General features: G+C 42.6%; 10 protein-coding genes and 10 tRNA genes. 15 read left to right on the top strand and 5 right to left on the bottom strand.

Annotated features, from left to right (window positions below):
• The first annotated feature begins 59 nt into the window (after positions 1–59).
• Positions 60–4,538, top strand: a complete 4,479-nt coding sequence (locus tag AC4MC0_RS12440) for a hybrid sensor histidine kinase/response regulator (protein ID WP_335996998.1) — start codon at positions 60–62, stop codon at positions 4,536–4,538.
• Positions 4,539–4,542: 4 nt separating this feature from the next.
• On the top strand, positions 4,543–4,998 hold the full coding sequence (locus AC4MC0_RS12435; RefSeq protein ID WP_278344903.1) for a hypothetical protein: 456 nt from the start codon (positions 4,543–4,545) through the stop codon (positions 4,996–4,998).
• A gap of 65 nt (positions 4,999–5,063) precedes the next feature.
• Here the strand turns inward: AC4MC0_RS12435 and dapE are convergent, their stop codons facing one another.
• The 3 genes from dapE to AC4MC0_RS12420 form a co-directional block, all read right to left on the bottom strand.
• Positions 5,064–6,197: a succinyl-diaminopimelate desuccinylase gene (gene dapE, locus AC4MC0_RS12430; RefSeq protein WP_176537359.1), complete on the bottom strand. Its 1,134-nt coding sequence runs from the start codon at positions 6,195–6,197 to the stop codon at positions 5,064–5,066.
• A 116-nt stretch (positions 6,198–6,313) separates the two neighbouring features.
• Positions 6,314–6,460, bottom strand: coding sequence for an entericidin A/B family lipoprotein (locus AC4MC0_RS12425; RefSeq protein ID WP_010326244.1), 147 nt, complete (start codon positions 6,458–6,460; stop codon positions 6,314–6,316).
• 157 nt (positions 6,461–6,617) lie between these two features.
• The gene (locus AC4MC0_RS12420) at positions 6,618–7,496 is read right to left on the bottom strand and encodes a DUF1853 family protein (protein ID WP_335996999.1); all 879 of its coding nucleotides are present in this window, start codon (positions 7,494–7,496) and stop codon (positions 6,618–6,620) included.
• 97 nt (positions 7,497–7,593) lie between these two features.
• Here AC4MC0_RS12420 and AC4MC0_RS12415 point away from each other — a divergent pair, with 97 nt between their 5' ends.
• The 13 genes from AC4MC0_RS12415 (at position 7,594) to AC4MC0_RS12355 (ending at position 10,494) form a co-directional block, all read left to right on the top strand.
• Complete coding sequence (locus AC4MC0_RS12415; protein ID WP_058869166.1) at positions 7,594–7,986, top strand: YbaN family protein; 393 nt, start codon at positions 7,594–7,596, stop codon at positions 7,984–7,986.
• Positions 7,986–8,489 (top strand): cell wall-recycling L,D-carboxypeptidase ElsL, encoded by a 504-nt coding sequence (gene elsL / locus AC4MC0_RS12410; RefSeq protein ID WP_278344901.1) that lies wholly within the window; start codon positions 7,986–7,988, stop codon positions 8,487–8,489. Before AC4MC0_RS12415 ends, elsL begins: the two co-directional genes overlap by 1 nt.
• Positions 8,490–8,795: 306 nt before the next feature.
• Positions 8,796–8,871, top strand: a tRNA-Val gene (locus tag AC4MC0_RS12405).
• A gap of 25 nt (positions 8,872–8,896) precedes the next feature.
• Positions 8,897–8,973, top strand: a tRNA-Asp gene (locus AC4MC0_RS12400).
• Between the two features lie 49 nt (positions 8,974–9,022).
• A tRNA-Asp gene (locus tag AC4MC0_RS12395) sits at positions 9,023–9,099 on the top strand.
• Positions 9,100–9,120: 21 nt separating this feature from the next.
• Positions 9,121–9,196, top strand: a tRNA-Val gene (locus AC4MC0_RS12390).
• A 13-nt stretch (positions 9,197–9,209) separates the two neighbouring features.
• Positions 9,210–9,286 (top strand) — tRNA-Asp (locus tag AC4MC0_RS12385).
• Positions 9,287–9,353: 67 nt separating this feature from the next.
• Positions 9,354–9,429: transfer RNA gene (locus AC4MC0_RS12380), tRNA-Val, on the top strand.
• Between the two features lie 11 nt (positions 9,430–9,440).
• Positions 9,441–9,517: transfer RNA gene (locus AC4MC0_RS12375), tRNA-Asp, on the top strand.
• Positions 9,518–9,580: 63 nt separating this feature from the next.
• Positions 9,581–9,656: transfer RNA gene (locus AC4MC0_RS12370), tRNA-Val, on the top strand.
• A gap of 50 nt (positions 9,657–9,706) precedes the next feature.
• Positions 9,707–9,783 (top strand) — tRNA-Asp (locus tag AC4MC0_RS12365).
• 88 nt (positions 9,784–9,871) lie between these two features.
• Positions 9,872–9,947: transfer RNA gene (locus AC4MC0_RS12360), tRNA-Val, on the top strand.
• Positions 9,948–10,032: 85 nt separating this feature from the next.
• Complete coding sequence (locus tag AC4MC0_RS12355; RefSeq protein ID WP_004694470.1) at positions 10,033–10,494, top strand: DUF2750 domain-containing protein; 462 nt, start codon at positions 10,033–10,035, stop codon at positions 10,492–10,494.
• 17 nt (positions 10,495–10,511) lie between these two features.
• Here AC4MC0_RS12355 and AC4MC0_RS12350 read toward each other — a convergent pair whose 3' ends face one another.
• Positions 10,512–11,291: a YdcF family protein gene (locus tag AC4MC0_RS12350; protein WP_335997000.1), complete on the bottom strand. Its 780-nt coding sequence runs from the start codon at positions 11,289–11,291 to the stop codon at positions 10,512–10,514.
• A 94-nt stretch (positions 11,292–11,385) separates the two neighbouring features.
• On the bottom strand, positions 11,386–14,052 hold the full coding sequence (locus AC4MC0_RS12345; protein ID WP_335997001.1) for a PepSY domain-containing protein: 2,667 nt from the start codon (positions 14,050–14,052) through the stop codon (positions 11,386–11,388).
• Positions 14,053–14,150: the final 98 nt, after the last annotated feature.

Here is a 14,150-nt window from a genome sequence, read left to right as displayed (position 1 = left end):
GGTTATAATGAAGTTTATGCACCTTTTTTGGGTAGCTGACAACGCAAGAAGCCTTAGCTATGAAAGAAATATTAAAACATTTAGTTGAAACGACAACGCTTCCGGAAGATAGTTATCTAGATCAAGATGCAGAAATTCTTGAAATTTTTGTTGAAGAAATTGAAGAAATCTTCGTTGAGTTAGATCCATTATTTGAAAAGTGGTACGCTGAACCGACCCATCAAGAAACCTTGTTGAGCATACGTCGTCACTTCCATACCTTAAAAGGCTCTGGTCGTATGGTGGGGGCAAAGTCAGCAGGTGAAACAGCATGGGCGGTTGAAGATACCTTAAATCGTGTGATTTCAGGGGCTGTGCCGCTCACGGCAACGGTTCAAAAGTTTGCTAAAACGGTATTCAAACTGTATCAATTTAAACTGTATTCGATATTTAAAGCGGTGCAGGAAATTGATCTTGATCTTCGTCCACTGGTTTTAATTGGACAACAATTACAACAAAATCAAAGTTTAGAACCTGCTCTAGAAGAGTTGCTACAACTGTCTAATCATCTAAATAGTAATGATGTCGTGACGGGATTAGAGTTGATCGATATCGATGTGGTTGACTCTGAGCCACAAGTTGCAGCTGCTTCTGAACAGGATGATCAAGTGCATGATGTCCTTGAAGAAACTTTAGCGATCTTCATTGAAGAAGCGGAAGACCATTTAGCGACTATCGATCGGTTCCTAAATGCAGATGAAACCAAAGTACAAGATTACAATGGTTTAATCCGTGCTTTACATACATTGCGCGGTAGTTCGTCTATGGCGCAAATTGAGCATGTTTTTAATGCGAGCTCAAAAGTCGAAAATCTATTTAAAACCTTGGTTCAAGAAGAGATCGTTTCTACCTCGAAGGAAATCTCTTTACTCACCCAATATGCTGAATTTGTACGTGACTATTTACACGTGCTTGGGCGTGGTACGAACGAACAACTTGATGTAATTTACGCCACGTTCACTACGGCTTGGGATAACTATGGTTTCAGTATAGAAGACGTAGATGATGAGCTAAACCCACAAGGTATGGTCTCGAAGCTGATCGAGTTAAATATTGATCTGTTGCTTGATGCCGAGTTTGAGTTTGATCAGCGTGCGAAAGTTGAATATCCAGACTATATTCAGCATTTAGGTGAACAAGCCAAACAATTGCTGGAATTCACCAATAACCGTGCTGCTCAAGGCATTCATGACTTTACTTCTGAGCTATACGCGGGTTATCAAGCCTTACTGGTAAAGCCTGAATTACTCAATGTAGATTATGCATACGAATTATTTGGTCAGGCACATCAAGAATTTATCCATTTATTTGACACTTTAGCTGCGGGTCAGCGCGTCATTCTGACTGAAGAAGTGCATAAAGTTCTGAATGAATTAATGGCCTTTGTACAGCAAGATGTTTATTCGACTTCGATGACGGTAGTTGAACCTGTTGCTGAGGCTATTGTTTCTGGAAATACTTTACAACCAAGCCTTGATCTTGCGCAGATTTCGCAGCAAATTGCCTCGGATCATCAGTACAAGCAATCGAATACAGCCAATACCGATTTTGATGATGATTTGCTCGATATCTTCTTGGAAGAAGCCGAAGAATTATTGATGGGGATGGATCAGGATCTCAATACTTGGTCTAAAAATGGCAATGATACCGCGGCACTCAATAATTTAATGCGTTATTTGCACACCTTAAAAGGTGGTGCCAATATGATTTCTGCACCTTTTATTGGTTCGATTGCACACGAATTAGAGTCTATTTATGAACGTGTGATTCGTCAGCAAATAGCCACAACGCCACAGTTGATCAGCATCATTCGCTTAGTACAGGATGACGTCGCAGACCGAATTCAGGTCATTCGTACCGATAAGGTTGATTATCCAGCAACAGCGACGATCAATGTACTGCATAACATTCAGAGCTTAGTTGAGGGTACGACTGTTACAACTACAGTATCCGAGCCTTTAGTTGAAGCGTTTGTTGCGGCAGTTGAAGAACCTTTATCTAATATAGATAGAACGATTGAAGCTGAGGCAGCTGCGGTTGAGTCAGCAACTGCGATTGAAGAGCCGAGTGTAGTTGATAACACTGACGTTACTGTCGTTGAACAGCTGGATACTCCGTCACCTGTCCAAGAAGAAGCAGTCAGCGCTGTTGAAGAAGCAGCTAGTCTTTTATCAATTGTTGAAGAAACCTTCTTGGAAGAAGCTGAAGAAATTTTAGCGACTACGGATGGCTTACTGAAACAGTGGACTGAACAACGTAGTGACCGTAGTGTGTTACTACAATTGCAACGTGCTGCGCACAGCTTAAAAGGCGGCGCGCGTATGGCGGAGAATGAACCCGTTGGTGCGATTGCTTATGAACTAGAAACCACATTTGAGCAATTTGCTGTACATAATTTCAGTTCAAACGTGTATGACCCATTATTGCAAACTGCATTTGAATGGTTAAAACAAGCCATCTTCAAACGTGATTTCAGTAATTATGATGGTTTGAAAAATAGCTTAGCATCTATTGATTATGTGGATGTGATTGCGCAATTACCGACGCGTGTAACTCAAATTGATTTACTCAATGCGGTACCAAGTTTTGAGTTTGTGCAGGGTGATGGTACGGAGCCGCCAGCAATGCTGGGTGAGTGGAAAGAAACGACTCACTTGGATGGCGGTAATGAGATGATCCGTATCTCAGCTGATTTGGTTGAAAAAATGATCGACCTATCAGGTGAAAATGCAATTAACCGTTCACGTATTGAAATGGATTTAGGTCAACTCGGCAATACGTTGAACGAGATGGAGCTTGCAATTAAGCGTTTGGCAGATCAGTTACGTCGAATGGAAGGCGAGCTTGAGAGTCAAATTATTGCGAAGCATGGTTCTGAAAACTCGCGCTACGCAGACTTTGACCCCTTGGAAATGGACCAATATTCATCGCTGAATCAATTGTCTAAATCCTTAGCCGAATCAGCTTCGGATTTGGTCGACTTTAAGAGCACTTTGGCTGAGAAAATTCGTGATGCGGAAGGTTTGTTATTACAACAATCCCGTATCCAAGCGGAGATTCAAGAAAGCTTAATGCGTACACGTTTGGTGCCGTTCTCACGTATGTTGCCACGTTTGCAGCGTATTGTACGTCAGACCGCATCAACCTTGAACCGTCCGACAGAACTGGTCGTCCATAACACCGAAGGTGAATTGGACCGTACGATTCTTGAACGTTTGGTTACACCGTTTGAGCATATGCTACGTAACGCAATCGACCACGGCATTGAAGATGCGGAACAACGTAGTGCTGCGAAAAAATCAGCCACAGGCCAAATTGAGCTGAACATTAGCCGTCAAGGTACGGATGTTATCGTCAGCTTTAAAGATGATGGTAAGGGTATTGATGAAAGCACGATTAAAGCGAAAGCGCTAAATTTAGGTTTAATTAAAACCGATCAAGTGCTAGATAAACAGGAAATCTTGCAGTTTATTTTCCATCCGGGTTTTAGTACGGCCAAAGAAGTGACGCAAATTTCTGGACGTGGTGTCGGTCTTGATGTGGTGCAAAGTGAAATTAAAGCACTGGGCGGACATGTCACGGTTGAATCGGAAATTGGATTCGGTACGACCTTCATTATTCGCGTACCGACTACGGTAGCGGTGAGTGATGCCTTGATGGTGAAAGCCGGTGATCAACAATATGCGATTCCATTGGCGCAGATTGATCGTATTGTGCGTATTGCTCCAACAGCACTGGATCACTATTTCCACAGCAAAGATGACCAATTCAAAATTGATGGTGTGAGTTATAAACTGCGCTATTTATCTGAGTTTTTATCCAATCAGCCGATTCCGCGTTTGAGTAATATTGGACATTCATTGCCAGTGTTGTTAATTAAAGGCAACAGTGGACAAACCATTGCATTGTTGGTTGATCAGCTGATTGGTTCACGTGCGCAAATTGTAGTGAAGCCGGTTGGACAACAGTTTGCCAGCATTGGTGCAATTGCGGGTGCAACGATTTTGGGTGATGGCCATGTGTGTTTGATTTTAGATGGGCAGAACATTGCACGTCAGATTTTAAGTACCAAGCGTGTGACGCATGCCGCCGATCACCGTGATTTTGGTCGCCATCAGGATACGCGTCGTTTAGTGATGATTGTGGATGACTCGGTCACGGTTCGTAAGGTCACATCGCGCTTATTAGAGCGCCAAGGCTTTGATATTGTGACTGCAAAAGATGGTGTCGATGCGATGGAGCAGCTGGAGAGTGTTAAACCAGACTTGATGTTGCTGGATATTGAAATGCCACGTATGGATGGTTTTGAAGTAACGAACTTGGTTCGTCACCACGAAATTCACCAGAACTTGCCGATTATTATGATTACATCGCGTACGGGTGAAAAACACCGTGAACGTGCTTTCAGCTTGGGCGTGACGCACTACATGGGCAAACCATTCCAAGAGGCAGAGTTACTTGCCAACATTCAGCAGTTATTGGCTGAAAAGCAGGGGTAAATAAATGAATGCAAATGTTTCAAAGAGCATGAATGAGCAAATCAGTCAGCAAGAATTGCAATATCTGATTACAGTATCAACGGGTTTTATTGATGCTTATATCATTGAATGTCATGGTAAAAAACCCATGCTCTTGCCTCAAAATATTGTACTTTCAGCGCTCGATAGTGATACGCAAGTGAAAACGGTGGAATGGCACGATCTTCATCTGCCTGTTTATGCCATCAACCGTCCAGACCAAATGGAAGGGGTGGCACTGGTGATTGAGGGAGATGATGCTTCTCAACGCTTTGCTTTGATGTGTAATGAAATGCCGAAGTCGATTCGTTTACGTATTTCTGAAATTGTTGATGATGAAAGCCCTGAGAATGATCCCACCATTTTCCAGCTAGTCCGTATGGGGGATGAGACTTACCACGTACCGAATTTAAATAAAATTCAGGCGAGTTTAGGTCTTTAAGCTTAAGTTTGAATGTAATAAAAAAGGAACTCAACTGAGTTCCTTTTTTATTTGGGTTTGAATGCTTATGCCAAAAGGCCTTCTAAAATTTGTTCGTAAATTTCAGCAAGCGGTTCAAGATCAGCCACATTCACATGCTCATCAATTTGATGGATGCTGGCATTGAGAACACCAAGTTCAAGTACTTGAGCACCTGTAGGAGCAATAAAGCGACCATCAGATGTTCCGCCTGAGGTTGAAAGCTCAGTTTCTACACCAGTCACATTACGAATAGCATTTTTAGCCGCATTCACCAACTCACCCACTGGCGTCAGGAATGGTAAGCCTGAGTGTGTCCATTTAATGTCGTAGACTAAACCATGACGATCCAAAATTTCTAAAACACGTGCTTTTAATTCTTCAGCGGTTAATTCAGTTGAATAACGGAAATTGAAAGTCACAGTCATGGTACCTGGGACGACATTGGTTGCCCCTGTACCAGCTTGAATATTGGACACTTGGAACGATGTCGCAGGGAAGTATTCGTTGCCCTGATCCCAAACCGTATCACAGAGTTCAGAAACGGCTTTAGAGGCCATGTGAATCGGGTTAATGGCCAAATGTGGATAAGCCACGTGACCTTGTTTTCCTTTCACTGTCAGTACTGCATTGAGTGAACCACGACGACCATTTTTAACAATATCACCCAGTTGATGTGTACTTGAAGGTTCACCCACCAAACACCACTTCATTTTTTCATTACGGGCTTCGAGTGTCTCGATCACTTTGACTGTGCCATTAATCGATGGACCTTCTTCATCTGAGGTGATGAGGAACGCGATTGAGCCTTTATGATTTGGGTGTTTCGCAACAAAGCGCTCAGAAGCAACCACCATTGCAGCCAAGGCAGTTTTCATGTCTGCGCTGCCACGACCATAAAGCTTGCCATCACGAATTTCAGGGGCAAATGGGTCTGAGTTCCAAGCATCTAAATTACCTGTAGGAACGACATCGGTATGACCCGCAAAGCAGAATACAGGTGCTTCAGTACCTTTTCGTGCCCATAGATTATCAACATCATCAAAGCGCATAGACTCAATGTTGAAACCAATTTTTTTTAAGCGTTCAGCCATAATATTTTGACAGTTGTGGTCCACAGGTGTAACCGATGGCTGACGTAAAAGTTGGAGGCTTAAATCGAGAGTAGCAGAAGAGGTCATGCGCATTTCAAAGTCAATAAAACAGTCGGCACTATAATAGGCGATTAATCTCTGGAATGCGAAACTTAGCAATAAAAAAACCTTATCTATTGATAAGGTTTTTATGCAAATATTAACTACTTGCGGATTTCATCTTGGGTTTTTTCAGCGGTATGTGATACAGCATTACCTGCTGAAGAGACATCTTTACCCATACCTTTGACGGTATTACAGCCTGTTAAAACAAAAAGCATCACTAGTGAACTTAAAACAATTTTTTTCATCGCTGTCTCCAAAATTTTTAGTGTATTCATCAAATGATTTTGTTCTGATGTTGTTTAAGATTAAAAAATAAACACTTTAAACAATAGCATCGTTTTACAGGAGATGAGTAAGCGTATGTTGCGTTATGTATTTTTGTATAAACTAACTTCTGCAAAATCAAGTTAAAATCAAATTTGGATTTCGGTACATATAAAACTGATTGTTTTGATTTTGTAAGTACAGGCCATTGGTCCACCAATGTGCATTTTCGCTGCTGACTTCCGCATTTGGGCAAATCCACTCTTGACGCTGTAGGCGATAGTAATTTAAGTCGGTCGTTGGAATGATGTTACCCCAAGTACCTAGTCGACGGTCAGGATTGAGCCAATTGGGAAGGGAGTATTGATTTAAAGCATCAACTGCCGTGAAACCATTTGTTAGAGGGAGAAAGAGTTGCCCCTTTAAAACGGAAAAGCGCGTCTGAATGTCTGTGTCTAAAGCTTGCTGGAATTGAAACTGTTTATGGGTAAAGTGTTTTAGTTTTCGGTTTAAAGTATCGGTACGATTCAACCCATACCATGTGGTTAAGCTCAGATCTGTTTCACCCAAATAATATTTCAACGCGACTTCCCAATGCTCGATTTGATTGGTTTCGGTATTTTTAATTAAAAAGTCCAGCTCACCTGTAGTCCGTGCCCCATCAATGATTTGAATACTATGCCCCAATAATTCATATGCATGATAGCGATGATCCCGTAACCAAAACCACATGAACATTTCAAAGCGTAGACCTAGACGGGTACTTTTCAACTGAGCCATAAAGTCTTCAAGTTCTTTAGGGCTTTGATCGAGCTGTTTAAGGCGAGGTAAATAGGTTTGAAAGTGCTGTTGCCAGATCTGTGAGGGATGAAAATGAAAAGTATGTTGTATATCGAGCTCTGATGGCAACGCAGACAAAATGTTTGGACTTGCTACAGCAAAAGCTAACTGGCGAACCAATGGATGTTTGAATTGGAGCCAAGGTTCGAACAACTGATGCTGTGAAATGAGATGCATGTGAGTGCCTTAAAAAAGAAGCTAAATATGCAGAAGGACAACGGATAAAATTAAAAAACACTTTATACTACCGCAATTCGGTGCTCAGGAAAGTGGTATGAAAACGTTGTTTTGGCGTTGTTTAGTGGTGATCTTTGTCATCCTAGGCTTTATCGGTGCACTGTTGCCGGGTATGCCAACAACTGTTTTTCTGATCTTGGCAGCTTGGGCTGCATCTAAAGGTTGGCCACAAATGGATGCTTGGTTACTCAACCATCCTAAATATGGTGCAACGTTAAGAGCATGGCGTGCCAATGGAACTGTACCACGTAAAGCGAAATGGTTTGCCAGTATCATGATGTTGATCAGTGGAATGATCATGCTACTGACCAATGCACCATTTTTAGTGAAATTATTTACCAATACCACCATGCTGCTTGTCGCAATATGGTTATGGTTACGCCCAGAACCCAATATATCAATAGATAAAAAACAAATAGAGGACAACTGATGTCTTATGTAATTGCTGATGCAGACGTCTTGATTGATCTGGCTGAACAAACTTTAACGCTGCCTAAAAAGAATAAATTTTATCTGATCTCATCGGGAAAAAATGGCATGGGTGAAACTGAAAATAGTGGTAAAACGCCGCGAGGTTGGCATCTGGTTGCTGAAAAGCATGGTGCTGAGCAACCGCAAAATGCCGTTTTTATTGCTCGAAAGCCTACTGGGGAAGTATACGACACCGATTTAGCCAACCAGTTTCCTGAACGGGACTGGATTTTGTCTCGGATTTTATGGCTGAGTGGTTTAGAAGAGGGCTTCAATCGTGGGGAAGGCTGCGATACCTATCAACGTTATATCTATATTCATGGAACACCTGATAGCGAACCAATGGGGATGCCGATGTCGCATGGCTGTATTCGTATGCGTAATACGGATGTCATGGAGTTATTTGAACTAATTGATTGCAATGCGCTGGTTTATATTTCCGAACATAAACTTGAACTCTAAAAATAGCTGTTAAAAAATGTGCAAGCTTATTTTATTGAGTATTCAACGCTGTAATTTAAAATATGAATATTGAGTAGAAGAAGGGGATTAATCATAGAAAATGTGTATTTTGAGGAAAAGAAATTTAGCGAATAATCATTTTAATTTTCGCAAATATGTTAAATAACATACAGAAAATACTTGTTTTTATATCATTTGACCTATTTTTTAATCACTCGATTGCAAAAAAGCGAAAACAAGCCGAAAAGCGTTTGACAGCCTGTAAAGATTCTCTATAATGCACCTCACAAACGATAAAGACGTTAAGGGCGCTTAGCTCAGTTGGTAGAGCGTCTGCCTTACAAGCAGAATGTCGGCGGTTCGATCCCGTCAGCGCCCACCAAGCCTTTACGTTAAAGATCTTATGTGCAGCGGTAGTTCAGTTGGTTAGAATACCGGCCTGTCACGCCGGGGGTCGCGGGTTCGAGCCCCGTCCGCTGCGCCACTTAAGATTTTTAATATTGTTTGTACCACATTGGTGACTTTGTGTAAGTGCAGCGGTAGTTCAGTTGGTTAGAATACCGGCCTGTCACGCCGGGGGTCGCGGGTTCGAGCCCCGTCCGCTGCGCCATTTATACAGAATCCTTAATGAGGGCGCTTAGCTCAGTTGGTAGAGCGTCTGCCTTACAAGCAGAATGTCGGCGGTTCGATCCCGTCAGCGCCCACCAGATTTTTTGCGATGCAGCGGTAGTTCAGTTGGTTAGAATACCGGCCTGTCACGCCGGGGGTCGCGGGTTCGAGCCCCGTCCGCTGCGCCATTCAAAGAATCGATTAAATTTAAGTTCCTGAGCTTAAGTTTAAAACTAAGACTGACAATCTTAATCAGGGCGCTTAGCTCAGTTGGTAGAGCGTCTGCCTTACAAGCAGAATGTCGGCGGTTCGATCCCGTCAGCGCCCACCATATTTTACGACGCAGCGGTAGTTCAGTTGGTTAGAATACCGGCCTGTCACGCCGGGGGTCGCGGGTTCGAGCCCCGTCCGCTGCGCCATTTAAAATATAAATTTAAGTCCCTGAGCTTAAATTTGAAAACTAAGATTGACAATCTTAATCAGGGCGCTTAGCTCAGTTGGTAGAGCGTCTGCCTTACAAGCAGAATGTCGGCGGTTCGATCCCGTCAGCGCCCACCATATTCAAGCTGTAAAGCTTAATGACCCTAATTGCATTCGCAATTACCGTTGCAGCGGTAGTTCAGTTGGTTAGAATACCGGCCTGTCACGCCGGGGGTCGCGGGTTCGAGCCCCGTCCGCTGCGCCATTTTCTAGATCCCTTGTGCTAGTAAATGGAATCAAGCAAGATTTCTTTCTTGCATCATAAAAATAGCGATGCTATTTTTATTTCTCAAGGGCGCTTAGCTCAGTTGGTAGAGCGTCTGCCTTACAAGCAGAATGTCGGCGGTTCGATCCCGTCAGCGCCCACCATATTCCCTTGTCGTAAAAGCCTTGCTTATCTCAAGCTGTTTTCATACACTTCTGTGCAATAATAATTTTAAAATATGACAGATTTATGAGAAACCCATATCAACGCAAAGCTGCGTCTAAAAATCAAAATACTGCTTACGATCCTCTTGAAATCTATCGTCTTTTTATCGAAACTATCGTGCATCAAGGTCATGTTATAGCCTTATATCAAGATGGCTGGGCTTTATGTGCTACGCCGACTGGACAACGTTCTTTTGCGATGTGGCAGAGTAAAGGTTTAGCGCAGCTTTTGGTAAAAGATAATTGGGCGGGCTACGAAATCCAGAGTATTGGTCTCAGCGATTTAGTCGAAAAAGTGATTCCATTCTTACGTTCAGAAAAAACCACGGTCTCGATGAATTTAAGCCCCGAAGGGCAAAATGTCTTGGTTGCTCCAGAAAAATTATTATTAGATATCAAAAACTATTTATATCAATTTTCAATGCAGAAGCCTGAATTATTTAAACAATTACAATTACCATCGCCACGGACAATTCGCCTCCATTAATTCATGAGGATTTCATTTTAGTATTCATTGAGTAGCCAACCACTCCAATATGCAAAATACTCACGTAACCATGCATTATAGCGAGTGGCAAGAGGTGTCTGAGCGCTGATCATGATAGGCGTTTGATAACCCTGACGTATGGCTATAGCACGACTACGGGGGATATGAAAATCGCTGGTCACAATAGCAATCGGTTGCTGTAGGGAAATATGCTGCTTGGCTAAAATCTTTTTACTATTGATCAGATTTAACTCAGTACTGGTGCTTTGATCTTCGGTGTAAATACGCTGTGCTGGGATATGGTGTACATCAATCAGATACTGCCGCATTGCTTCAGCTTCACTATTTTTTTGCTGAAAAGATAGGCCACCACTGACGACCATAATGCTGTTGGGATGGTGTTTGGCATAGTTTGCCGCTTGATCTAAACGGCTGGCCAATGTTGGACTCGGTTTGCCATGCTTCAGACCACTCCCAAGAACTACAATAGCGGGTGCAGCGATATGAGGGGTATTTTGTTGATTTGAAAACCCTAAAAAGACGAAGAAAATGACTAAGCTAAAAACCCAAACAAAGAAAATCGCCCAAGCCCAACGCCATATTGATTGTCTGATTGTAGTGGTTTGAATATAGGCGATAAGTTTAGGATAAGCCAGTGCATAAATGATTAGACCTAGTCCAATCAATAAGGGCAAGAGGGTGCCAAAATTAAAGCGTAGTTGTAAAACAAAATACAAGCCGTCTGCGAACAGTAATGACCCGATAATAAAACTAATGACTCTTTTTGATTTTTGCATATAGGCTTGTGGGTTATCGTTTGCATGATTCTAGCAAATTTACGCATGAAAAAACCGAGCGCTGTGGCTCGGTTTTTTCATTTAGACTTAGTGTTTAGTAAACATCGCGACGATAACGACCTTCTTGACGGAGTTGATCTAGTTTTTCTTCGCCTAAGATTTCAATTAGGGCAGCATCGACATCGCTCGCCATACCATTAATGCTACCGCAGACATAAATTACGGCACCATTTTCAACCCATGTTTTAAGCTCAGTGGCTTGTTCACGCAGTTTATGGTGTACATAGACTTTCTCTGCCTGATCTCGCGAGAACGCTAAATCTAAGCGTTGTAGCATGCCTGTGGTTTGCCACGCTTCAATCGTACTTTGATAGAAGAAATCATGTTCACGTTGACGCTCACCAAAGATCAACCAGTTTTGCGTATAGTCTAGGCGTGTGCGTGCATGAAGTAGACTCATTAAGCCTGCGATGCCTGTGCCGTTACCAATACAAATGATAGGACGGTTGTCATTGATCAAGTGGAATGATTCATTGGTACGAATACGTAGTGCGATAGGCTGTTGAAGCTCGGCATGTTGGGTTAACCAACCAGAACCTAAGCCCAGTTCACCTGCTGAATCTTGCTGTTGGCGCACGACCAAACGTAACACTTGTTGAGTCGGTACAGTTGCAATCGAGTATTCACGTGTAGGTAAAGGGCTCAACTGTTCCAGTAAATGTTCCAAATTGGCAAAAGGCTCAATCTCTGTGTTGAGGTTCTTATCCCAAAGCGCTTGCTCAATCGAAATGGCTAAAGACTCAACGATGCTTTGTGCTGCAATGTGATGCTTTTGCATAAAGGCTTGGATACGTGCTGTGCTGTTACCTGGTTGAACTTCAGCAATGTCACCCGCTTGCCATGTTGCATCAAAGTTGGTTTTTAACTCAATATTATAAGCATGTGCTCCGACACTGTTTGGATTGAGTACTTCACGTTGTGCCAAAGTCCATTGATCAAAGGTTTTGTCAATATTCATGGCTTGAAGCTCAAGTTTGGTTGCAGAGGCAAGAGCACTGTTCCAACGTTGAATATCATTGTTATCTGCGTTGTTGACTTCAATCGTTTCAAACAAAGCATGCGCTCCATTGGCTTTTAACCAACGGTCAATACGATGTCCAAAACTACAATAGGAATCAGGATATTCTTGAGAGCCTAAAGCCAGCACGGCATAGTGAAGGTGTGACAAATCCAAAGTTGTATTTAAAAATTTCTTTTCAAAACTACTGGCTAAGTCAGGTGCTTCACCCGTGCCATAAGTACTTGCAACAAAAAGCACTTGTTCAGCAGTTTTTAAGTCATCTTGCGTTAAGTGTTGCACAGCTTTAACACTTACAGGTTGTCTTGCTTCTTGTAAGCTGGTTGCAGTACGCCAAGCGATTTGTTCAGAAACACCCGTTTGTGTTGCATAAGCAATGAGCCATGGTTTCGTATGTGGATCGACCGGAACATTCAATGCTCCACCACGGGCTTGCTGGGTGAGTTTCTTCTGCTTACGACGTTTTAGATATAGCATCCAACCCGTTACAAAGAACAGTGGCATCATCAGTGATGCAAGCATGGCAAAGAATTGATAAATTGGGCCAAAGAAGCTACCACGGTGCACAGGAAGCATACTGCTCATGATTTTTTCATTCAGCTTCTTCTGCTCATACAACTCCATTTTTTCAATTTGTGAAGTTTGATAATTGAAGACAGCTGAGTTTCGCGCCCGCTCATGTTGTGGAATTGCATCTACAAATGAAAGCTCAAGTGTACCATCGGGCTTTTTCGGAATATTGAGGGTCAGGGTTGAATAGTCTCGACCAACTTGTGCGTTAAATCCTGTCCACGTTTGGGTTAAAGCAATTTGTACTTGTTCTGGAGATAAGCCTTTACGCTCACCATGTTGTTCGCCTTGGCCACGTTCGCCACGTGCAGTGTGCTCACCTTGTGGGCCGCCACGACCTTGCTCACGTGATTCGCCACCACGAGCACCAGCCTGTTCGCCACGTGGGCCTTGAGCTGCACCAGCATTTGGACGGGGTCCTTCTTGCATTTGTGCTTGTGGGCGCTCAACACCAAGGACTTTAAACATGCCATCGCGCCACCAATCATAAGACCAGTACAGTCCTGTACAGGCCAAGATCAGATAAAAAATCACCACCCAAGTACCAACAACAGCATGCAAATCCCAAATGAAGTTACGTCCTTTCAATTTAGGTTTAATAAAAAACCATTGTTTGATGGAATGACGTTTGGGCCAACGTAAGTACAGGCCACTCAATACAAAGAAAATAAGCATGAGGGTACAAGCGCCAGTAATTTGTTTACCGACAGGACCAACAGTTAAATTACGGTGCAACTGTTGAATAAAGTTAAAAAACTCACGGCCTTTAACTTCGGGTAAGACTTCAGCAGTATACGGGTTCACCATCATGTTATAACCACGACGTGCGCCTTCTTTCTCGATATTAACCGTACTTGAAGTGGTTGGCTCTTGAGCAATCGTAATACTATTGATTTTGATGGCAGGATCTTGTTTTTGGAAATGTAGATACAGCTCAGCAGGGGTTAATTTATTGTTTTGTGTTGCTTGAACGGTATAGCTTTCTGGGTTCATCCATTTTAAGATTTGTTGTTCATAAGAATAGATGGCCCCTGTGACGCCCATAAGCGACAGGATAAGACCCGCAGTGATTCCCAAAAACCAATGCACTTGGAAAAATGTTTTTTTAAACATGGCGATACTTAATAGTGAGCGATTTGTTGTGCGGAAATTATACCTGAAGATTGAGAAGATAATATGGATTTAGAAATTAATATTTATTCTCATTATCA

This window comes from Acinetobacter sp. CAU_H_S139_7 (assembly GCF_058599305.1).
The sequence above is the reverse complement of the archived record's forward strand: the minus strand, read 5'-3'. Positions and strand labels throughout refer to the sequence as shown.

Coding starts and splice junctions, on each gene's coding strand:
- dapE (WP_176537359.1), bottom strand. CDS start 6,197: ATGACCTCTTCTGCTACTCTCGATTTAAGCCTCCAACTTTTACGTCAG.
- elsL (WP_278344901.1), top strand. CDS start 7,986: ATGTCTTATGTAATTGCTGATGCAGACGTCTTGATTGATCTGGCTGAA.
- AC4MC0_RS12440 (WP_335996998.1), top strand. CDS start 60: ATGAAAGAAATATTAAAACATTTAGTTGAAACGACAACGCTTCCGGAA.
- AC4MC0_RS12435 (WP_278344903.1), top strand. CDS start 4,543: ATGAATGCAAATGTTTCAAAGAGCATGAATGAGCAAATCAGTCAGCAA.
- AC4MC0_RS12350 (WP_335997000.1), bottom strand. CDS start 11,291: ATGCAAAAATCAAAAAGAGTCATTAGTTTTATTATCGGGTCATTACTG.
- AC4MC0_RS12425 (WP_010326244.1), bottom strand. CDS start 6,460: ATGAAAAAAATTGTTTTAAGTTCACTAGTGATGCTTTTTGTTTTAACA.
- AC4MC0_RS12345 (WP_335997001.1), bottom strand. CDS start 14,052: ATGTTTAAAAAAACATTTTTCCAAGTGCATTGGTTTTTGGGAATCACT.
- AC4MC0_RS12355 (WP_004694470.1), top strand. CDS start 10,033: ATGAGAAACCCATATCAACGCAAAGCTGCGTCTAAAAATCAAAATACT.
- AC4MC0_RS12420 (WP_335996999.1), bottom strand. CDS start 7,496: ATGCATCTCATTTCACAGCATCAGTTGTTCGAACCTTGGCTCCAATTC.
- AC4MC0_RS12415 (WP_058869166.1), top strand. CDS start 7,594: ATGAAAACGTTGTTTTGGCGTTGTTTAGTGGTGATCTTTGTCATCCTA.